General features: G+C 72.7%; 19 protein-coding genes. 16 read left to right on the top strand and 3 right to left on the bottom strand.

From position 1 onward, the window contains the following. Positions 1–41 precede the first annotated feature (41 nt). The 7 genes from O7595_RS05365 to O7595_RS05335 all read left to right on the top strand — a co-directional run bounded on the left by O7595_RS05365 (position 42) and on the right by O7595_RS05335 (position 7043). The gene (locus O7595_RS05365) at positions 42–1379 is read left to right on the top strand and encodes a DUF2254 domain-containing protein (protein WP_269727573.1); all 1338 of its coding nucleotides are present in this window, start codon (positions 42–44) and stop codon (positions 1377–1379) included. Between the two features lie 329 nt (positions 1380–1708). Next, complete coding sequence (locus O7595_RS05360) at positions 1709–2896, top strand: ROK family glucokinase (RefSeq protein ID WP_269727572.1); 1188 nt, start codon at positions 1709–1711, stop codon at positions 2894–2896. A 65-nt stretch (positions 2897–2961) separates the two neighbouring features. After that, positions 2962–3471 carry a hypothetical protein gene (locus O7595_RS05355; protein ID WP_269732373.1) on the top strand — a complete coding sequence of 170 codons (510 nt, stop codon included), beginning with the start codon at positions 2962–2964 and terminating at the stop codon, positions 3469–3471. Between the two features lie 37 nt (positions 3472–3508). Continuing rightward, positions 3509–4804 carry a bifunctional 3-oxoadipate enol-lactonase/4-carboxymuconolactone decarboxylase PcaDC gene (pcaDC, locus tag O7595_RS05350; RefSeq protein WP_443071562.1) on the top strand — a complete coding sequence of 432 codons (1296 nt, stop codon included), beginning with the start codon at positions 3509–3511 and terminating at the stop codon, positions 4802–4804. A 163-nt stretch (positions 4805–4967) separates the two neighbouring features. Beyond that, positions 4968–5600 (top strand): MBL fold metallo-hydrolase, encoded by a 633-nt coding sequence (locus O7595_RS05345; protein ID WP_269727570.1) that lies wholly within the window; start codon positions 4968–4970, stop codon positions 5598–5600. Between the two features lie 135 nt (positions 5601–5735). Beyond that, positions 5736–6515, top strand: a complete 780-nt coding sequence (locus O7595_RS05340; protein WP_269727569.1) for an exodeoxyribonuclease III — start codon at positions 5736–5738, stop codon at positions 6513–6515. 87 nt (positions 6516–6602) lie between these two features. Next, positions 6603–7043, top strand: a complete 441-nt coding sequence (locus O7595_RS05335; RefSeq protein ID WP_269727568.1) for a DUF6278 family protein — start codon at positions 6603–6605, stop codon at positions 7041–7043. Between the two features lie 251 nt (positions 7044–7294). On the opposite strand, the gene O7595_RS05330 is transcribed toward O7595_RS05335, so the two are convergent. Continuing rightward, positions 7295–8881 (bottom strand): CocE/NonD family hydrolase, encoded by a 1587-nt coding sequence (locus O7595_RS05330; RefSeq protein ID WP_269727567.1) that lies wholly within the window; start codon positions 8879–8881, stop codon positions 7295–7297. 166 nt (positions 8882–9047) lie between these two features. Beyond that, entirely contained in the window at positions 9048–10268 is a 1221-nt protein-coding gene (locus tag O7595_RS05325) for a L,D-transpeptidase family protein (protein WP_269727566.1), read from the bottom strand. Between the two features lie 201 nt (positions 10269–10469). Here O7595_RS05325 and O7595_RS05320 point away from each other — a divergent pair, with 201 nt between their 5' ends. Together O7595_RS05320 and O7595_RS05315 are read left to right on the top strand one after the other, a co-directional pair. Further along, complete coding sequence (locus O7595_RS05320) at positions 10470–11240, top strand: alpha/beta fold hydrolase (RefSeq protein ID WP_269727565.1); 771 nt, start codon at positions 10470–10472, stop codon at positions 11238–11240. Next, on the top strand, positions 11237–12538 hold the full coding sequence (locus O7595_RS05315) for a cytochrome P450 (protein ID WP_269727564.1): 1302 nt from the start codon (positions 11237–11239) through the stop codon (positions 12536–12538). Before O7595_RS05320 ends, O7595_RS05315 begins: the two co-directional genes overlap by 4 nt. 90 nt (positions 12539–12628) lie before the next feature. On the opposite strand, the gene O7595_RS05310 is transcribed toward O7595_RS05315, so the two are convergent. Continuing rightward, complete coding sequence (locus O7595_RS05310) at positions 12629–13420, bottom strand: hypothetical protein (RefSeq protein WP_269727563.1); 792 nt, start codon at positions 13418–13420, stop codon at positions 12629–12631. 137 nt (positions 13421–13557) lie between these two features. Here O7595_RS05310 and ggt point away from each other — a divergent pair, with 137 nt between their 5' ends. The 7 genes from ggt to O7595_RS05275 all read left to right on the top strand — a co-directional run bounded on the left by ggt (position 13558) and on the right by O7595_RS05275 (position 20256). Then, positions 13558–15378, top strand: coding sequence for a gamma-glutamyltransferase (ggt, locus tag O7595_RS05305; RefSeq protein WP_269727562.1), 1821 nt, complete (start codon positions 13558–13560; stop codon positions 15376–15378). 140 nt (positions 15379–15518) lie between these two features. Beyond that, on the top strand, positions 15519–16157 hold the full coding sequence (locus tag O7595_RS05300; RefSeq protein WP_269727561.1) for a hypothetical protein: 639 nt from the start codon (positions 15519–15521) through the stop codon (positions 16155–16157). Positions 16158–16380: 223 nt separating this feature from the next. Continuing rightward, positions 16381–16611 carry a ferredoxin gene (locus O7595_RS05295; protein ID WP_269732372.1) on the top strand — a complete coding sequence of 77 codons (231 nt, stop codon included), beginning with the start codon at positions 16381–16383 and terminating at the stop codon, positions 16609–16611. Next, positions 16601–17995, top strand: coding sequence for an NAD(P)/FAD-dependent oxidoreductase (locus O7595_RS05290; RefSeq protein ID WP_269727560.1), 1395 nt, complete (start codon positions 16601–16603; stop codon positions 17993–17995). Before O7595_RS05295 ends, O7595_RS05290 begins: the two co-directional genes overlap by 11 nt. 27 nt (positions 17996–18022) lie before the next feature. Continuing rightward, positions 18023–19258, top strand: coding sequence for a cytochrome P450 (locus O7595_RS05285; protein WP_269727559.1), 1236 nt, complete (start codon positions 18023–18025; stop codon positions 19256–19258). Between the two features lie 175 nt (positions 19259–19433). Then, positions 19434–19685 (top strand): helix-turn-helix domain-containing protein, encoded by a 252-nt coding sequence (locus tag O7595_RS05280; RefSeq protein ID WP_269727558.1) that lies wholly within the window; start codon positions 19434–19436, stop codon positions 19683–19685. Between the two features lie 181 nt (positions 19686–19866). Continuing rightward, positions 19867–20256 (top strand): PPOX class F420-dependent oxidoreductase, encoded by a 390-nt coding sequence (locus tag O7595_RS05275; protein WP_269727557.1) that lies wholly within the window; start codon positions 19867–19869, stop codon positions 20254–20256. Positions 20257–20328: the final 72 nt, after the last annotated feature.

Below are 20328 nucleotides of genomic sequence, written 5' to 3'. Positions count from 1 at the left end.
TTTCGGGAGGAGTCCCCGGGGTGCGGGGGAAGGGCTCCAGCGTGGAGGCGACAACCGAGCACCGGGAGACGAGCCGCCGGGCCCGCGCGCCCCTGTCCTGGGCGACGGCGTTCGCGCTGCGCCAGTACGTCATGGCGAGCCTCTGGATCGCGCCGCTCATCGGGATCGTCCTGGGCTCGCTGCTCGCGGAGGCCGCCGTGACGCTCGACGGAGCCGTCCGGGTGCCGCAGGAGTGGCGGTACTCCACCTCCACCGCCAGCAGCGTCCTCAGCTCCATCGTCGGCGCGATGGTCGCCCTGCTCGGCTTCGTCGTGACCATCGGCATCCTCGTGGTCCAGCAGGCCACCGGGACGCTGTCGCCGCGCTACATGCGGCTGTGGTACCGGGACCGGCTCCAGAAGGCGGTGCTCTCGACGTTCTCCGGGACGTTCGCCTTCTCCTTCTCACTGCTGCGCAGCATCGAGACGAACTTCGTGCCGGACATCGGTGTCACCCTCGCGGGGGCGGCGGTCGCCGTGAGCCTGGTGCTGCTGCTCATGTATCTGAACCGCTTCATCCACAACCTGCGGCCCGTCGCCATCGCGGCGCTGGTCGCGCGGGCCGGACGGCGGGTGCTCGACCGGGGGACGCTGCTCGCCGCGAGCGGCACCCTGCGGGCGGCGGACGCGAGAAGGGCACCTCCCGAAGGCCCGGTGACGTCGGTGCCCTGCGCGGGGGGCGGGGCGCTCCAGGGGTTCCACCCGGAGCGGCTGGCGGCCCTCGCCGAACGGTACGACTGCTTCGTGGTGCTCACCCACCCGGTGGGCGACTTCGTGCCGCCCGGCGCGACGCTCTTCGTGCTGCACGGCGCTTCGCCGCCCCCGCCCCGCGAGCTGACCGGGCTGGTCGCGCTCGGCGTCGAACGGACCATCGAACAGGATCCCGCCTTCGGGATGCGCATCCTGGTGGACATCGCCATCAGGGCGTTGTCCCCGGCGGTGAACGACCCCACCACGGCGGTGCAGGTCCTGAACCACATCGAGGCGTTCCTGCACACCATCGGCCGTGCGGAACTCAGCGGGCGCTACACCCTCCACGACGCCCGCGGCGTGCCCCGGCTCGAGGTCCCCGGCCGCTCCTGGGAGGACTTCCTGCAGCTCGCGGTCACGGAGATCCGTGAGTACGGCGCCGGCTCCCTGCAGATCTGCCGGCGACTTCGGGCGCTGTTCTACGGACTCCTGGACGTCGGACTGCCCGATCGGCACCGGACGGCGGTACGCACCGAGCTGCGCCTCCTCGACGAGGCGGTCGACCGCGCGTACCCCGACCCGGTCCGCCGGGCCGCCGCGCTGACCCCCGACCGCCAGGGCATCGGGGGAGGCGTCGGACGGCCGCTCTGACCGGGGCGCGCCGGGACGGTACGAGCTCCGCGGCCGGGGCGTGGCAGTAGGGCCGGGGGCTCCGGGGCCGGGGCGACGAGGACGGCCAGGATCCCGGCGGGCCGCCGGTCGCCGGACCAGGGCGGTCACGTCCGGTGCCCGTGATGTGACATCACGCACGCCTCCCGTCCCGGGCGACACGCCTGCGGCCCAGCGCCGGGCGGCCGGGGCGGGCGGCCCGCGCCGCGAGCGCTCAGGGCCGGGGCGGCCCCCGGATGGCACAATCGGGCACGGCGGGCGCCGCCCGCCTCCGGTGACCCGGACCCGCCCCCACGACCCGCAGGGACGCCTTGAGCACGTACCGCGACTTCGCCCACCGGGGCTCCGCCCGCGCCACCGTCCTGCGGACCGTCGGGACCCGGGAGCGGCGCTCGCACCTCACCGCGCCCCGCGTGCCCACCGTGGGCATCGACATCGGCGGCACGAAGGTGATGGCCGGTGTCGTCGACGCCGAGGGGGTCATCCTGGAGAAGGTCCGCACGGAGACCCCGGACAAGTCCAAGAGCCCCAAGGTCGTCGAGGACACCATCGTGGAGCTGGTCCTCGACCTCTCCGACCGGCACGACGTGCACGCCGTCGGCATCGGCGCGGCCGGCTGGGTGGACGCCGACCGCTCCAAGGTGCTCTTCGCCCCCCACCTGGCCTGGCGCAACGAGCCGCTGCGGGACTCGCTGCAGAACCGTCTGGCCGTCCCGGTCATGGTCGACAACGACGCCAACACCGCCGCCTGGGCCGAGTGGCGCTTCGGTGCCGGCCGCGGCGAGGACCATCTCGTCATGATCACGCTCGGCACCGGCATCGGCGGTGCGATCCTGGAGGACGGCCGGGTCAAGCGCGGCAAGTACGGCGTCGCCGGCGAGTTCGGCCATATGCAGGTCGTGCCCGGAGGGCACCGCTGCCCGTGCGGCAACCGCGGCTGCTGGGAGCAGTACAGCTCCGGCAACGCCCTGGTCCGCGAGGCGCGCGAGCTCGCAGCCGCGGACTCGCCGGTCGCGTACAACATCATCGAGCGGGTCAAGGGCAATGTCCCCGACATCACCGGCCCGCTGATCACCGAGCTGGCCCGGGAGGGCGACGCCATGTGCGTCGAGCTCCTCCAGGACATCGGGCAGTGGCTCGGCGTCGGCATCGCCAATCTCGCCGCCGCCCTCGACCCGTCGTGCTTCGTCATCGGCGGTGGCGTCAGCGCCGCCGACGACCTGCTGATCGGGCCCGCCCGGGACGCCTTCCGGCGCCATCTCACCGGGCGCGGCTACCGGCCCGAGGCCCGTATCGCCAAGGCCCAGCTCGGCCCCGAGGCGGGTATGGTCGGCGCGGCAGACCTCGCGCGGCTCGTCGCCCGCCGGTTCCGGCGCGCCAAGCGGCGCCGTGTCGAGCGGTACGAGAGATACGAGCGCTACGCCCAGGTGCTCCGCAGCGCCGGAGGGCTCGGCGACACCGGTGACAGTGCCCGCCCCACCCCCCAGGACCCCGAGTGAAGACCCTGCACCGACAGACCCCGCCCGTGGAGGAGAACGTGCGTCCCCCCGAGGACCGGCGGCACATGATCTGGCGCCGTGTGCTGACCGCGGTCGTCATCGTGCTGCTCATCGGCATCCCCGCCGGCTACCTGGTGATCTCCGCGGAGCAGAGCAGGGACAGCGGCCGGGACAAGGAGGCCGAGTCGTCGGCGACCGGGCTGCGCGAGAACTGGCCGTCCAAGATGAAGCGCCGCGTCTTCGAGGTGCCGATCCCGGCCCGCTCCACCGAGGTCGCCTACTACGAGACCAGCAACTGGAAGTCGAGCCGGCTGTACGTCAAGTTCCGTACGACCGCCGGCGGGCTCGACGCCTTCCTCAACGGCGTCGGTACCAGTCGTGCGCGGCTGGAGACCGGCGACGTCACCATCGGCGAGCGCGACGCGGACACCGTCGGATGGGTCTTCCGGCCCGAGGCCGCGTGGGCCGGAACCGCGCACAAGCAGCGTGATCCGCGTCCCAGCCAGGACATCGCCGTGGATCTGACCGATCCGTCCGCACCCATGGTGTTTGTGGTCTCGACCGCGACCCCCTGATCCGGAACCACTCCTTCCGTTCACTACTGTGGAGCGGGTGAGTGAGCAGACGCAGACGCCCCCGAAGACCCTGCAGTACCGGATCGACGGTCCGGACGACGCGCCCGTCCTCATCCTCGGGCCGTCGCTCGGCACGACCTGGCACATGTGGGACCGGCAGGTGCCTGAGCTGTCACGGCAGTGGCGGGTGCTGCGCTTCGACCTGCCGGGCCACGGCGGCGCACCCGCCCACCCGGCCGGGTCGGTGACCGAACTCGCCGACCGCCTCGTCGCCACGCTCGACGACCTCGGCGTCCAGCGCTTCGGCTACGCGGGCTGCTCCGTCGGCGGCGCGGTCGGCATCGACCTGGCGCTGCGGGTCCCGCACCGGGTCGCCTCGCTCGCCCTGGTCGCCTCCTCTCCGAGGTTCGGCACCGCGGACGAGTTCCGGCAGCGCGGGGTGATCGTCCGTACGAACGGTCTGGACCCGATGGCGCGCACGGCGCCCGAGCACTGGTTCACCCCGGGCTTCGCGGCCGCGCAGCCGGCGATCGTCGAGTGGGCCGTGCAGATGGTGCGCACCACCGATCCCGGCTGCTACATCGCCGCCTGCGAGGCGCTGGCGGCCTTCGACGTACGGGCCGACCTGGGCAGGGTCGGCGTGCCGACACTGGTCCTGGTGGGCTCCGACGACCAGCTGACCGGGCCGGCCGAGGCGCGCACGCTGGTCGCGGGGATACCGGACGCGCGGCTCGCCCTGGTTCCCGGCGCCTCGCACCTCGCGCCCGTGGAGCAGCCGGCGGCGGTGACCGACCTGCTGGTACGCCATTTCTCCCTGGCCTGGCAGGACACCCTCCACGCGATTCCCGCGCCGCCGTCCGTCCCCTCCGTCCCTTCCGTCTCCGCGCCGGTGGCCCCCGTCGCCGAGATCGCCCCGGCCGCCGAGCAGCCGCACCCGTCGGGCGCGGTGCGGCCCGACCCGTACGAGGCGGGGATGAAGGTCCGGCGCGCGGTGCTGGGCGACGCGCACGTCGACCGGGCGACGGCGGCGGCGGACGAGTTCACCGCCGACTTCCAGGAGCTGATCACGCGCTACGCGTGGGGCGAGGTCTGGACCCGGGAGGGGCTGGACCGCAGGACCCGCAGCGCGGTCACCCTCACGGCCCTGGTCGCGGGCGGTCACCTGGACGAACTGGCCTTCCACACCCGGGCAGCCCTCCGCAACGGTCTCACCCCCACGGAGATCCGGGAGATCCTCATCCACGCGGGCGTCTACTGCGGCGTTCCGGCGGCGAACTCCGCCTTCCGGGTCGCCCAGTCGGTGATCCGCGAGGAGACGACCCCCCGCGACTGAGGCGGTGCACTCCGCGCCCCTCCCGGTACCCGGGGCGGCCCGCCGGGGGACGGGCCAGGGCGGCCGCTCCTCGTTCGGGAGGGGGCCGGTCGGGGAAAGATCCGTTCGGGGACGGGGTGCGCCGCGTCGTGCGGGGCCCGGATGGGAGAGGAAGGTCATCCCCGTGAAGCTCACCAAGAAGTCGCACGCCTGCATCCGCCTCGAGAAGGCCGGCCGGACTCTCGTCGTCGATCCCGGCGTCTTCAGCGAGGTCGACGCGGCCGCCGGGGCCGACGCGCTGCTCGTCACGCACGAGCACCCGGACCACTTCAGTGAGGAACGGCTCCGCGTCGCGCTCGACGCCGACCCCGCCGCCGAGGTGTGGTCCCTCCGCAGCGTCGCCGAGCAGCTCTCGGGCGGCTTCCCCGGCCGGGTGCACACCGTCGGCGACGGCGACACCTTCACCGCGGCCGGTTTCGACGTGCAGGTGCACGGCGAACTGCACGCAGTGATCCACCCGGACCTGCCGAGGATCACCAATGTCGGCTACCTCGTGGACGGTTCGGTCTTCCACCCCGGTGACGCGCTCACCGTCCCGGGCGAGCAGGTGGAGACGCTGATGCTCCCCGTGATGGCCCCGTGGAACAAGGTCGCGGAGGTCATCGATTACGTACGCGCGGTCAAGCCGCACCGGGCGATCGACATCCACGACGCCCTGCTCACCGATCTCGCCCGCCCCCTCTACGACGCCCACATCGGGAACCTGGGCGGCGCCGAGCACCGCCGACTCGCCCCGGGGGAGTCCACCGAGCTCTGAGGGCGACCCCGTCCCTCCGCCGGACGGCCGACGGGCCCCGCCCCGCCGCCGGCGTCACCCGCCCGGCCACGGCCGGCCCCGGCGAACGCCCCGGTCCGCCCGTGACCGTCCGACCCCGCGGTTACGCTTGGCGGCATGCGCATCGCCACCTTCAACGTCAATTCGATCACCGCCCGGCTCCCGCGGCTGCTCGCCTGGCTGGAGAGCAGCGGCACGGACGTGCTGTGCATCCAGGAGACCAAGTGCACCGCCGAGCAGTTCCCCGCGGACGCCCTGAAGGAGCTCGGCTACGAGTCCGCGGTCAACGCCGACGGCAGGTGGAACGGCGTGGCGGTGGTCTCCCGGGTGGGCCTGGACGACGTCGTGAAGGGCCTGCCCGGCGGCCCGGAGTACGGCGGCGTGCAGGAGCCGCGCGCGCTGAGCGCCACCTGCGGCCCGGTCCGCGTCTGGTCGGTGTACGTGCCGAACGGCCGGGAGGTCACCCATGAGCACTACGTGTACAAGCTGGCCTGGCTGGAGGCGCTGAAGGCCGCGGTCGCCCAGGACGCGGCGGGGGGCCGCCCGTTCGCGGTGCTCGGCGACTACAACATCGCGCCGACCGACGACGACGTATGGGATCCGGCCTTCTTCGAGGGTATGACCCATGTGACCGAGCCGGAGCGCGCCGCCCTGGCCGGACTGCGCGAGGCGGGCCTCGCCGACGTGGTGCCGCGCCCGCTGAAGTACGACCACCCGTTCACGTACTGGGACTACCGTCAGCTGTGCTTCCCCAAGAACCGGGGGATGCGCATCGACCTGGTGTACGGCAACGAGCCGTTCGCCCGGGCCGTCAAGGACGGCTACGTCGACCGCGAGGAGCGCAAGGGCAAGGGCGCCTCGGACCATGCCCCCGTCGTGGTCGACCTCGATCTCTGACCGATCCCCGGCCCGGGGCCGCGCTCTCCGGCCGGTGCCCGCGCGCCCAGTGGTGCGCCCGTCCACGGGAATGCGAGGCTGATCGATATGAACATCCCTTTCTTGGACAACTGGCGCAAACGGCACGACAGTGCGCGGAGTCAGCCGCTGACGTCCGCCGTCGGGGGCGATCCGGAGGGTGTGGCGGAGCTGCTGTCCGAGTGCGAGCTGCTGCGGGCGCGGGTGGGGCAGCAGGGGCTCGAACTGGACGACAGCCCCGCCTCGTTGGAGGCGCTCGACCAGTTGCCCCCGCGCTGGCGGGACGACCCGGAGGAGCTGCCCTGGCTGGGGAACGACGCGGGGCTGTATCTGGGTACCGTGATCGTCCGCACGGTGCGGGGTGCCGCCTGGCACGTCTGGCCGGGCGGCCACCCCGTCGTGCGGCTCGCCTCCGGGCGTGAGGTCAACGTGGTGGAGGCGGGACTCGACTGGGCGATGCACGGCTCGCCCGAGCTGTCCCAGGTGTACGCGGAGGCCGCCGAGGCCTGACCGGCTCCCGTCCCTTTAGATGGCTATTACCGCTTATGTCCTACTCGGTGCGTGTCGGGACGGGAAGTGCCTTGCCGGGCTGGATAGTTTGCGCTGACCTCGACACCGCCGAGATTGGGGCAGAGCAGCGTATGGCCGTCGATCTGCTGATCGAGTTGAGTGACGTCGACAAGGACCGCGTGTGCGAGGCGCGTTCCCCGGAACCGGGCAGTAGCTCGTAGGGCCGTGCCCGGCTCGGCGTCGGCCGGAGATCACTGCTCGCGCAACGGGACCGACACGTACGAGGGGTCGGTCGCGGGCGAGGAGAAGGTCAGCTGCGCGCCGGACGGGTTGTGCTCGATGTAGAGCGGGTCGACTGTGTCGACGACCAGGGCCAGACGGTGGCCGGCCGGGACGTCGTAGGCGGTGGAGAACAGCTCCAGGTCTACGGGGAACGGCTCGCCCGGCGTCCGGTCGTGGAACGTGTACGGCGCATGGCTGACCAGCTTGCCGAGGCCGAGCGGCCCCACGTCGTAGAGGTACGCGACGAGGGTGCCGCTCTCCTTGGTGCTGGTGACCGTGGTGTGGAGCTTGGCCGTCCCCCTGACCCGCTGCGGGGAACGATGGCGCTCCGACTGCCAGACCGCGGCGAAGCGCCGGGGGAGCAGCGGGATCGAGGCGACCGGGGGCAGTCCCAGGAACTGGTCGACGGTGTTGGAGAGCATCACGATGCCGCCGTTGGCGCCCGAGTCGATGTTCGCGCGGATCCTCTTCGTGCCGTCCAGGGTGATCTTGCGGGCGTCGGCGCCGACCGACTTCCAGTCCGGGTAGGTCTCGTAGGGCCCGCCGGAGCGCGACTTGATGCGCACGGGCGGTTCGCGGTCCACTCCGTTGTCCACGCCCTTGAGATGGTGGTCGAGCCAGCGGCGGGTGCTGGTCCAGGTGTCGTTGGGCAGGCCGAGCAGACCCGTCGCCTCGGCGGTCGCGTGGTCGCCGGGGCGGAACTCCAGCCGCTTGGGCACGGTCAGCCGCTCGTAGAACTCGGCGTACTGGTTCGGCGGGAAGACGCTGTCGCCCCAGGCGTTGCCCAGCATGACGGCCGCGCCGTTCCGATTGATCCGGTCGACGTGGGCGGAGGGGGAGCGCTTCTCCCCCCAGGCGATCATCTCGTCCTCCTTGTCCAGGTGAGAGCCGAGGAAGTCCTCGGTGAACCGGCGGAGCTCGGGGCTGGGGCGGCCGGTGAGGTAGCCGGCGCCGATGAGCAGCCCGGTGGCCTGGAGGTGCTGGGTGCGCCCGCTGTAGATCGAGTCATTGAGATCGGCCCAGCCGCTGAGTGCCGCCACGGCCTTGATCCGGTCGTCGTGGGCGGCGGCGAGGAGACTGATGCCGGCCGCGTACGACATGCCCGCCATGCCCACCCTGGACGGGTCGGCCGGGGTGTTGGCCAGCGCCCAGTCGATCACCTTGCGCGCGTCGGCGATGTCCGGCGGCCCCGCCACCTCGATGTTCCCGCCGGACTGCCAGAAGCCGCGGACGTTGTAGGTGAGCACCACATAGCCGGAGTCGGCGAGCTTCCTGGCCTGCGCGAGGTACTCGACCTGGGGTGTGGCCCAGCTGGTGGGGAGGACGACCACCGGGTACCTGCGGGAGCCGCCGGCGCCGGCCGGGGTGACGACATTGGCCTTGAGGACGGTGCCGCCGTCACCGTGGATGTCGACGAATCGTATACCCGGGGCGGCCGAAACCTCGGTGGCCGCCGCGGGAGTCGCCGGGGCGAGCCCGAAGGCCGCCCCGGCGAGCAGCGCCGCCGACACGGCGCCGGTCGTCGAGGTGCGCAGGGCTTTGTGGGGGTGTCCCATCGCTCACTCCTGAATCGTGCCGGCCGACTCGTGCCGGTCTGAAAGTGACCCGACGGTAACCTCCTGCCCTTACCTCTGGTAACTGGTCAGTAAGTTACGCGAGCGTAACGATTGTTGGACATGACGTCGGTGAGCGCGTGCGGTCGGAACGTCCACTGACGGGGCGTCAGCGCAGTGCGCTCATCGCCCGCCACTCCGTCCAGTCGAGATTCCACGCGCCGTAGCCGTTGTTGACCGCCACGGTGCCCTTGGCGTCGCCGCCGGTGATCTCGAACGGGTCGCCGACCAGGACCTCCGCGTAGACCGCGGCGGCGTCCGCGTCGCTCATGCCCACGCAGCCCGAACTCCGGTTGGCGCTGCCGAAGTGGGCGGCGTTCCAGGGGGCCGCGTGCGCGTACATCCCGGACCAGGTCAGCCGCATCGAGTAGTCGACCATCTTGTCGTAGGCGTCACCGAGGCCGACCGTCTCCGAACGCATGTTGATCGTGCCCTCCTTGGCCATCAGCACCGCCGTGCCGCGCCAGGACGCCTTCTCGCCGCCCGGCGTGCCCGCGGACATGGGCACGTCCTTGACCTGGACGCCGTCGCGGTAGAGTCGCAGCCGGTGGCCGTCGAGGTCGACCTTCACCACCTGCTGCCTGCCCACGGTGAATCCGGTCGTGTAGTCCCGGACGAACCAGCCGCCGTCGGCGCCCGAGTCGACACCGTTCAGCCGGGCGTCGAGCGTCACCTTCGTGCCCGGCTTCCAGTACTCCCTCGGCCGCCAGTCCACCCGGTCCTTGCCGGACCAGTCCCGCATCCAGCCCCACGAGCCCTGGGTGTCGTCCGACGTGGTGACCTTGAGCTGCCGCTCCACGGCGGCCTTGTTCCGCACCGGGTGGTCGAAGACGATCGACAGCGGCTGGGCGACGCCCACGGTGGAGTCCCTGCCGGGCACCAGCGCCAGCTTGTTGACCCTCTCCGCCGCGGCCGTGGCGAACTCCGCCCGGGCCGTGCCGCCTTCTTCGTCCCGCGCCTCGACCGCGTACGCCGTGCCCGGCGCGGCGACCCGGGACGAGGTCCAGCTCCGCCCGTCGGCGGACACCGTGCCGTCGAGCTTCTCACCGCCGGAGCCGGTGACCGTCACGCGGTCCAACCGCCCCGACTCCAGCGTCACCCGCACGGGTTCACCCGGTTCGGCCTGCTCGCCCCGCGGACTCACCGTGATGCTCGTCCGGGACCGGCCCTTGCCGTCCGCCTCCGATTCCTCCGGGGCGGCGCCGGAACAGCCGGCCAGCGCCACCGCCAGGGCCACGGCGCCGGCGGTCGCGGCCGCCCGCCGGCCCCGGTGGTGACGCGACCGGACGAGCGGGGCGCTCGGGTGCGGGTGGACGCGGCTGCGGCTCAACTCAAAAACCTCCGTGACGATCTCTCTTCCCGGTAGAGAGCAACGAGCGGGCGCGCCGGTTGCGTACATAAGGGGATTTCCGTCCCCCCTGGGTGTGACATGTCCGGCAGTGCGCCGGTTCTGCACCCTGGCGGTTCGGCACACACCGGTACACCGTGGTGGTGTACGGCCCGCGCCCGCTGACCCGCGAACGGAGAAGACTTGACACCCTTCGTGCTCCCGCACACGCTCCTCGGCGACGGCCCGCACCGGGTCGTCGCCGTCCACGGCTGGCTCGCGGACCGCGACGCCTACGCCACCGTGCGCCCCGACCTGGACCTGGAGTCGTTCACCTACGCCGTCGTCGACCTGCGCGGCTACGGCGAGGCCATGGACACACCGGGCGGTTACACCACGACCGAGGGCGCCGCCGACGTCCTCGCCCTCGCCGGACGCCTCGGCTGGGACCGCTTCTCGCTCGTCGGGCACTCCATGGGCGGGGCCGTGGCGCAGCGCGCCGCCGCCCTCGCGCCGGACCGGGTACGGCGGATCGTCGGCATCTCCCCGGTCCCGGCCAACGGGCTGCCGATGCCCCCCGAGCAGTGGGGGCTCTTCGCCGACGCCGCCGAACGCCCGGAGAACCGCCGGGCCATCATCGACCTCACCACCGGCTCGGTGCGGCCCGCCGCCTGGCTGGACCGCATGGTCCGCCGTTCCGTGGAGCGCAGCGATCCCAAGGCCTTCCGCGTCTGGCTGGACTCATGGGCCGTCGAGGACTTCCACACCGAGGTGGACGGCTCCGCCGTCCCCGCGCTCGCCGTCACCGGTGCCCTCGACCCGGCCGTCAACGCCCGGCTGATGCGGGACACCTGGATGCGCTCGTTCCCGCACGGCGAACTCGCCGAACTGGCCCACGCCGGGCACTACGCCATGGACGAGACGCCGCTGCAACTGATCCGGATCGTCGAGGACTTCCTCCGGGCCGACGCATGAGCACCGCGCCCGTCCCGGACGTCTTCGACCCGCGCCAGTACGCGTCCGGGCTGCCGCACGCCGCCTTCCGCGAGCTGCGCGACCGTCACCCCGTCTCCTGGCAGGACGAGTACGAGGTGCTGGGCTGGCCCCCGGGGCCCGGCTTCTGGGCCGTCGCCCGGCACGCCGACGTCGTGCACGTCCTCAAGGAGCCCCGGACGTACTCGTCCTGGACCGGCGCCACCCAGATCCGCGACCCCGATCCGGCCGATCTGCCCTTCATCCGCCGCATGATGCTCAACCAGGACCCGTGCCCCCGCCGCACGGCCGGACCGGGGCCGGTCGCCGGCGCGGCGGGGGAGGGCCGTCCCGACCACGGCCGGCTGCGGCGGCTCGTCAGCCGGGCCTTCACCCCCGGCCGGGTCGACCGCTTCACCTCCGCCGCCCGCACCCGGGCCCGGGAACTGCTGGGCGCGGCCCGCGCGGCCGGCCCCGTCGTCGACCTCGTCACAGCCGTCACCGACGACTACGCCCTCCTCAACCTCGCGGATCTGCTGGGCGTCCCGGAGGGCGACCGGGGGCTGCTGCTGACGTGGACGGAGCGCGTCATCGGCTACCAGGACCCGGACGAGCCGCCCGTACTCGACGCGGACGGCAGACCCGTCGACCCGCGCTCGCCCGCGATGCTCAAGGAGATGTTCGACTACGCCCGCGAACTCGCGGCGTACAAGCGCCGCAAGCCCGGTGACGACGTCATGACCGCGCTCGCCACAGGCGGACTCCACGACGGCGAGCTGGAGATGTTCTTCTTCCTGCTGACCGTCGCCGGCAACGACACCGTCCGCAGCGCCGCGCCCGGTGGCTTCCTCGCCCTCGCCGAACACCCGGACCAGCAGCGGCGCCTCCGCTCCGGCGAGGCGGCACCGGACACCGCGGTCGAGGAACTGCTGCGCTGGCACCCGCCCGTGCTCTCGTTCCGCCGCACGGCGACCCACGACACGACCCTCGCCGGCCAGGACGTCCGCGCCGGCGACAAGGTCGTCGTCCTCCACGCCTCGGCCAACTACGACGACCGCGTCTTCGGATCCCCCTACAGCCTGGACCTGACCCGCACCCCCAACCCCCACGTCTCCTTCGGCGACGGCCCGCACGTCTGCCTCGGCGCCCACTTCGCGCGCCTCCAGCTCCGGGTGCTGCACGAGGAGGCGAGGGCCCTGCTGCCGCCCTACGCCACGGCCGGGGTGCCCCGGCGGCTGGTGTCCAACTTCATCAACGGGCTGAAGTCGCTGCCGCTGGCCCTGGCGGGTACCCAGGGGTGACGCGGGGCCACGGGCTCACCCCCGCCCGCGCCGAACCGCGGCGCCCGCCGGTACGGCATCGGACGTCCGCCCGGGCGGGCAGAACTTGCCCTACTGGCTCTTCGCCCGGTGGGACCTGCGCGACGGCGACGGCGACGGCGATGGCGCCGGAGCGGGGTCCGGCGCGGCCGCAGGGGCCGGGGACTGGGCCGCACGGGTCACATCGGCGACCAGCTCGACGACATCCGGACCGTACGCCTGGGTGTTGACGACCTTCAGCAGCAGGACGAAGGAGTTCGCGCCGTGCTTGCGGGCGAGCTTCTCGTGGTGCCGGGCCAGATAGCGGGTCGCCGCCTGGTTGGTGATGGCGCGCTGGCCGCAGAAGAGGAACACCGGCCGGCCGCCCTCACCCGCGGTCAGCCGGGCGAGGAGCACGTACTCGGTGGTGCCCGACTCCAGCCGGTGGCACTCGGAACCGATCCGGAAGGCACCGCGGTCCGGCCCCGCCTCCATGTCCGTGTTGACCTTCACCCCGGGCAGCAGACTGCTCAGATGGGCGGCCATCCGGCGGTTGGAGCCCGGCCCCCCGACGCAGAACTCGGTGCGCTCGCCGAAACCCTGCTGGGCGACGTCGTGCTGGAGTATCTGAGCGTTCGCCCCGCAGTCCTTGATGAGCGCGGAGAGCTCCAGCAGCGCGAACACGTCGAAGCGGTGCACGGCGCCGTCCGAGCCGGCGTCGCGGTTGACCACGAGCAGGCACTCGGAGTTCCCGGGAAGACCGAAGAAGGCCTGCTTGCGCCGGAGCTTGCGGCGCCACAGGTAGGTCCGGACCGTCCAGCCGAGGAAGGCGCTGACGCCGGCGGCCACGACTCCGAGCACGATGTTGCGCAGGTCTTCATTCATGGGCGCGCATGCTAGCGGTCCGGGCGGAACAATGTTCGATGTGGTCCGAAGCAGTCCCGATGTGGTCCTGATGTGTTCCTGACGGCGAGCGCGTGGTGACGTTACGCTGCGCGGACGTCCGCCGGATGGAGGTACGCATGCGTCGCAGAGTCGTCCGTCACGCTCCGGTCACCGTCGCCGTCGCCCTGGCCGTGCTCACGGCCGGTGCGGCCGCACCGCCGACGCAGCAGGCACTAGACCGGGCGCCCACACCGGTGAAGGAGCCCGTGGCCGCCGGCTACGGGGGCGCGGTCGCGAGCGTCGACCCGGACGCGTCCGCGGTCGGCGTCGAGGTGCTCAGACGCGGCGGGAACGCCGTGGACGCGGCCGTCGCCACGGCCGCGGCGCTCGGGGTCACCGAGCCGTACTCGGCCGGCATCGGCGGTGGCGGCTACTTCGTCCACTACGACGCCGAGCAGCGCAGGGTCCACACCATCGACGGGCGCGAGACCGCACCGCGTTCGGCGGACGCCGCCCTGTTCCAGGAGAACGGCAAGCCCATCCCGTTCGAGGAGGGCGTCACCAGTGGTCTCGGCGTCGGCACCCCCGGCACACCCGCGACCTGGGACGCGGCGCTCGCCGCCTGGGGCAGCCGCCCGCTCGCGCAGTTGCTGAAGCCCGCGGAGCGGCTGGCGAGGAAAGGCTTCGTCGTCGACGAGACCTTCCGCAGCCAGACGCGGGCGAACGAGGCCCGGTTCCGGGACTTCCCGGCCAGCGCCGAGCTGTTCCTGCCCGGCGGCCGGCTGCCGGAGCCGGGCTCGGTCTTCAAGAACCCCGATCTCGCCCGTACCTACGCGGAGATCGGCCGCAAGGGCACCGGAGTCCTCTACCGGGGCGCCGTCGCCCGCGACATCGTCGACACCGTGCGTGCCCCGGAGGTGCGCGAGGGCGCCACCCGCGTCGTACGGCCCGGTGACCTCACCCTGCGCGACCTCGCCTCGTACGAGACGGTGCGCAGGTACCCGACGAGGGTGTCGTACCGGGGGCTCGACGTCTACGGCATGGCCCCCTCGTCGTCCGGCGGCACCGGCGTCGGCGAAGCGCTCAACATCCTGGAGGGCACCGACCTCTCCGGCCTGTCCGAGGCGAAGTACCTGCACCGCTTCATCGAGTCGAGCCGGATCGCCTTCGCCGACCGGGGGCGCTGGGTCGGCGACCCGGCGTTCGAGGACGTCCCGGTGCGCGAGCTGCTCTCCCAGCGGTACGCCGACAGCCGGGCCTGCCTCGTCCGCGACGACGCCGTCCTCACCAGCCCGCTCGCGCCCGGCGACCCGCGCGACCCGAGGCCGTGCGCGTCCGGGGGCAGGGCAGCGCCGACGACGTACGAGGGCGAGAACACCACCCATCTCACCGTCGCCGACAGGTGGGGCAACGTCGTCGCCTACACCCTGACGATCGAGTCGACCGGCGGCAGCGGTATCACCGTGCCCGGCCGGGGCTTCCTCCTGAACAACGAGCTGACGGACTTCTCCTTCGCCCCCGCCGATCCGGCCGTCCACGACCCGAACCTCCCCGGCCCCGGCAAGCGGCCGCGGTCCTCGATGTCCCCGACGATCGTCCTGGACGAGCGCGCCCGTCCCGTGCTGGCCCTCGGCTCCCCGGGCGGCGCGACGATCATCACCACCGTCCTGCAGACGCTCACCGGCGTCGTCGATCGCGGTCTGCCCCTGGTCGACGCGATCGCCGCGCCGCGCGCCAGCCAGCGCAACCAGCCCACCACCGAACTCGAACCCGGGCTGTGGAACAGCCCGCTCAGGTCCGAGCTCCAGGCCCTGGGCCACGCCTTCCGCCAGAACCCGGAGATCGGCGCCGTGACCGGGGTGCAGCGGCTTCCGGACGGCCGCTGGCTGGCCGCGGCGGAGAGGGAACGCCGGGGCGGCGGCTCGGCGATGGTCGTCCGCCCGTCGGGCACCCCGTAGATCCGCCCGTCGGGCACCCCGCAGAGCGGTGCCCAGCGAGTGACCCCGGCGCCGGTGCCGGGGTCACTCTCACGGGCGGCCCCGGTGGCGCGCCGCCGCCCTCCCGCTGCTTGCTGGTAGGGACAGAAAGCGAGCAGCCCATGGAGCCGAACCGGGAGCGACTGCGCACCCCCCGCGCCGCGGGACTGGCCGGGATCGTGTTCGCGGTGCTGCTGGCCGCCGCGATCGTGCTGATGCGGCTGGCGATCCCCGAGGGCGCCGCCGGCACGGGTGGCGACGCCCTGAGCCCCGACCGCCGGCGCGCCGTGCGCACGGCCCTGGAACTGGTCCCGTTCGCCGGGATCTTCTTCCTGTGGTTCATGGGCGCCCTGCGCGCCCAGGTCGGGGAGCGGGAGGACAAGTTCGTCGCGACGGTGTTCCTCGGCAGCGGTCTGGTGTTCGTGGCGACGATGTTCGGTGCCGCGTCGGCCGCGGGCAGCATCCTCGACGACCAGCAGCCCTCGGATTTCGGACGCAACTTCGCCTACACGCTGCTGACCACCTACTCGATGCGGATGGCCGCCGTCTTCATCTTCGCGACCTCGACCATCGGCCACCGGCTCGGCATGATCCCCCGCCCGATGGTCCTCATCGGGTACGCGGCCGGCCTGGTGCTGCTGTTCGCGGGGCCCGGCTTCCCGTGGTCGGAACTGGTCTTCCCGGTCTGGTCCGTGCTGATCAGCGTCCATCTGCTCCGGGTCCGGATGAGATCCCGGCCGCAGCCGGCGGACGTGGCCTGAACCCGTCGCGTCCGGCCGCCCCGGCCTTCCGACGCGCGGCCCGGTCCGGCCCGCCCCGGGGCCACCCCGGACCGCCTGCCCGGTCCGGCGCGCCCGGTCCGTCCGGGACCCCGCTCCGCCTCCGCCCGCTCACTCGTTCGGCGCGCCACGGCGAGCGGTACCGCGTCGGCGCTCGCATGCTGGTCCCGGGGGAGTGACGAGGCACGGGAAGGGCTGATCCGTGGTGAGAGTTGTTGTCGATCTCAACCGGTGCCAGGGGTACGCGCAGTGTGCCTTCCTCGCTCCGGACGTCTTCGAGATGCACGGCGAGGAAGCGCTGCTGTACAAGCCCCGGCCTGACGAGGCGCAACGGGACGACGTGGTCCGGGCCGTGACGGCCTGCCCCGTCCAGGCCATCCTCCTGGACCGGTCCGACGAGACCGTGACCGCCGGGGAGGCGTCCGATGCCCGCTGACGGATACCTCGAACGCCTCAAGCGCGAGGGGCGCATCGTCGTCGTCGGCGCGTCCCTCGCCGGCCTCAGGGCGGCCGAGACCCTGCGGGACGAGGGCTTCGCCGGCACCCTGACGATGGTCGGCGACGAGCCCTACGAGCCGTACGACCGCCCCCCGCTGTCCAAGGGCGTTCTGCTCAGCAGGACCACGGCGGACCACACCGCGCTGCCCCGGCGCCGGGCCCTCGACGCCGACTGGCGGCTCGGAGTCGCCGCCACCGGACTCGACATGGCGGCCAAGCGCGTACGGCTGGCCGACGGCGAGGAGCTGGAGTACGACCGGCTGCTGATCGCCACCGGGGTCCGCGCCCGGCCGTGGCCGCACGAACGCGAGGCCGAGCTCGACGGGGTCTTCGTCCTGCGGACCCGCGACGACGCGACCGCGCTGCAGAAGCGGCTCGCGGACGGGCCCCGCCGGGTCTTCGTCATCGGTGCGGGTTTCACCGGATCGGAGATCGCCTCCGCCTGCCGTGAGCGGGAGATCGCGGTGACCGTCGCCGAACGCGGTGCCGCGCCTCTCGTGGGCGCGCTCGGCGGGGTCGTGGGCGAGGTGGCCGCACAGCTCCAGCGCGAGCACGGGGTGGACCTGCGCACGGGCGTGATGGTGACCGGGCTGGAGGACGACTCGGCGGGGCGGGTGCGCGCCGCCCATCTCTCCGACGGCTCCTCCGTCGAGACCGACGTCGTGGTCGTCTCGCTCGGCGCGACGCGCAACACGGAGTGGCTCGCCGGATCGGGGCTCGGAGCGGGCCCCCGGGGCATCGCCTGCGACGCCGGCTGCCGGGCGTTCGACATCCGGGGCATCGTCACCGACGACATCTTCGTCGCCGGTGACGTGGCGCGGTCGCCGCACCCGCTGTTCGGGTACCAGTTCCTGTCCCTGGAGCACTGGGGCAACGCCGTCAGCCAGGCCGAGACCGCTGCGCACAACATGCTCTGCGAGAGCGTCGACCGCCGTCCCCACATGTGGGTCCCGGCCTTCTGGTCCTCCCAGTTCGGTGTGAACATCAAGTCGGTGGGCGTGCCGTCCATGGGCACGGAGCTCCTGATCTCCCAGGGGTCGCTGGCCGAACGCAGGTTCGTCGGGGTGTACGGCTACCAGGACCGGGTCATCGGCGCCGTCACGTTCGACCAGGCGCGCTGGCTGCCGTTCTACGAGCATCTGATCGAGACGACGGCGCCCTTCCCGCCGCCGTTCCCGACGGTGGACCGCCGCCCCGAGGGAGCACGGCCGGTTCCGGCCGACTTCCCGGACCCGTCGGTGCCCACCCACGGCCCCACCGTCACCCTCAGCGGCTATTCGCCGGCCGACCGGCGCATGACCTTCACCCCCGGCCGGCACTGACGCCGCGAGCGAGCACAAGGACCCGACATGACCCAAGGAAGCCTCCTGCGGCAGGTCCTCGAGTACGAGAACCGCCACGACCCGTACCCCCTGTACGCGGAGCTCCGGAAGACGCCGGTGCTCGACGACGGCGACGGCGCGTACGTCGTCAGCACCTACCACGAGATCCTGAGCCTCCTGCACGACCCCCGGGTCAGCTCCGACGCCCGCAACATGACCCAGGCCGCCGGTCCCGACCTGCAGCAGCAGGAGGAGGAGACAGCCCTGCCGCCCAGCTTCATCCGGCTCGACCCCCCGGAGCACGACCGGCTGCGCCGCATGACCAACACCTCCTTCGGGCCGCCCCACGAGCCGCGCCGGGTCCACGAGATGCGCGGCGAACTCGGCGGGATCGTCTCGGACCTCATCGCCGGCATCGGCGGCACGGACCGTATCGACCTGGTCGAGCAGTTCTCGTACCCGTTCCCCGTGACCGTGATCTGCCGGCTGCTCGGTGTCCCGCGCGAGGACGAGTCGCGCTTCCACGGCTGGGCCGACACCCTGGCGGCCAGCCTGGACCCGATGCCCGGGGAGGACCCGACCGAGCGGAACAGGATCGCTGCGAAGGCCCGTACGGAGCTGGGCATGTATCTGGCCGGGCTGATCGAGGAACGGCGCAAGAACCCGCAGCGGGACATGCTGTCCGAACTGGCCACCCTCAAGGGGCCGGACGGTTCGATGACGACGATGGAACTGCTCAGCACCGCCGCGCTGCTGCTGATCGCCGGTCACGAGACGACGGTGAACCTGATCACCAACGGCATGCTGACGCTGCTGCGGAACCCGGACGTGCTCGACCGGTTGCGGGAGGACCCGGGCCTGTCCGTCCCGATCGTGGAGGAACTCCTGCGCTTCGAACCGCCGGTGCAGCTGGTGCCGAACCGCACGACCCTCGCGGACATCGGGATCGCCGGGGTCACCATCCCGAAGGGCGCCTCGCTGTGGCTGGTGGTGGCGGCGGGCAATCGCGACCCGCTGCGCTTCGAGGACCCCGACCGTTTCGATCCGGACCGCAAGGACATCGAGCACCTGGGCTTCGGCAGCGGCATCCACAGCTGCTTCGGCGCGCCCCTCGCCCGGCAGGAGGCGCAGCTCGCGCTGAGCGAACTCGCCCGCAGGCTGGTCAACCCCCGGCTGCTGGAGGACCCGCCCGAGTACCGCCAGAACGCGGTGCTGCGCGGTCCCCGCCATCTGCCGATCGCGTGCGACGACATCAGGCCGTGAGGCGGTCCGGTTCGGGGCGCGCAGTGACGCCCGTCGTGGCCCGGGCCCTCGCCGGCGTGCGCGAGGGCCCGGACCACGACGGGACCGGGGGCGCGTCCGGCGTCCGGTGAGGCAGCTGCCCCGATCTCCGTCGCACCAAATACCCTACCGGTTGCACTGGTATTAGAATGACGCCATGGTTCGTACGCCCCTCACCCCCGCAGAGCGCGAACGCGGCGAGCGCCTCGGGCGGTTGCTGCGCGAGGCCCGCGGCCCGCGGAGCATGGTGGAGATCGCCGCGACCGCGGGAATCTCCGCCGAGACGCTGCGCAAGATCGAGACGGGCCGCGCCCCGACCCCCGCGTTCTTCACCGTGGCGGCCCTGGCCGGCGCCCTCGGACTGTCCATGGACGACCTCGTGACGCGCTGCGCGCTCGCCCCCGTGTGAGGAGCCCCCCGTGTGAGGACCCTCGCCCCCGTGTGAGGGACCGGCGGGCCCGCGGCCCGCGAGCTCTCGGCAAGGGCCCCGGCGGCGGCCCGCCCTGATCGCCGCCGATCCGTTCGCAGGGGGTCCGTTCCCCGCCGGTCCGCGATTCCCCGACGGTGCTCCTGGGCGTAGTCTCGCGCCCGTGGACCTCCAGCAGCTCGACCGCGCGAAGTACATCAGCCTCACGACCTTCCGGAAGGACGGCACGGGCGTCGCCACGCCCGTGTGGTTCGCCGTCGAGGACGGTGAACTGTACGTCTGGACCCGCTCCGACTCGTGGAAGGTCAAGCGCCTGCGTCGGGACGCCCGGGTCGTGGTGGCCGCGTGCGACGTGCGCGGCAGGGTCGAGGAAGGCGCCGAGACCGTGGAGGGCGCGGCGCGGCTGCTCGACGGCGCCGACCTCAGGAAGGTCAGGAAGCTGCTGAGCCGCAAGTACACCTGGCAGTTCTGGCTCGTGGACGTGCCCGCCGCGGTCGTACGGCTGGGGAAGCGGCCGCACACCGGTATCGCGGTGACGCTCCGGACACGTTGAGCGATCCGCACCGTCCGCGAAAACTGCGCGTAGCCGTCCCGTAACACGACTGGGGTCGAATGCCTGCGAACC

Source organism: Streptomyces sp. WMMC940 (assembly GCF_027460265.1).
GTDB lineage: Bacteria > Actinomycetota > Actinomycetes > Streptomycetales > Streptomycetaceae > Streptomyces.
The sequence above is the reverse complement of the archived record's forward strand: the minus strand, read 5'-3'. Positions and strand labels throughout refer to the sequence as shown.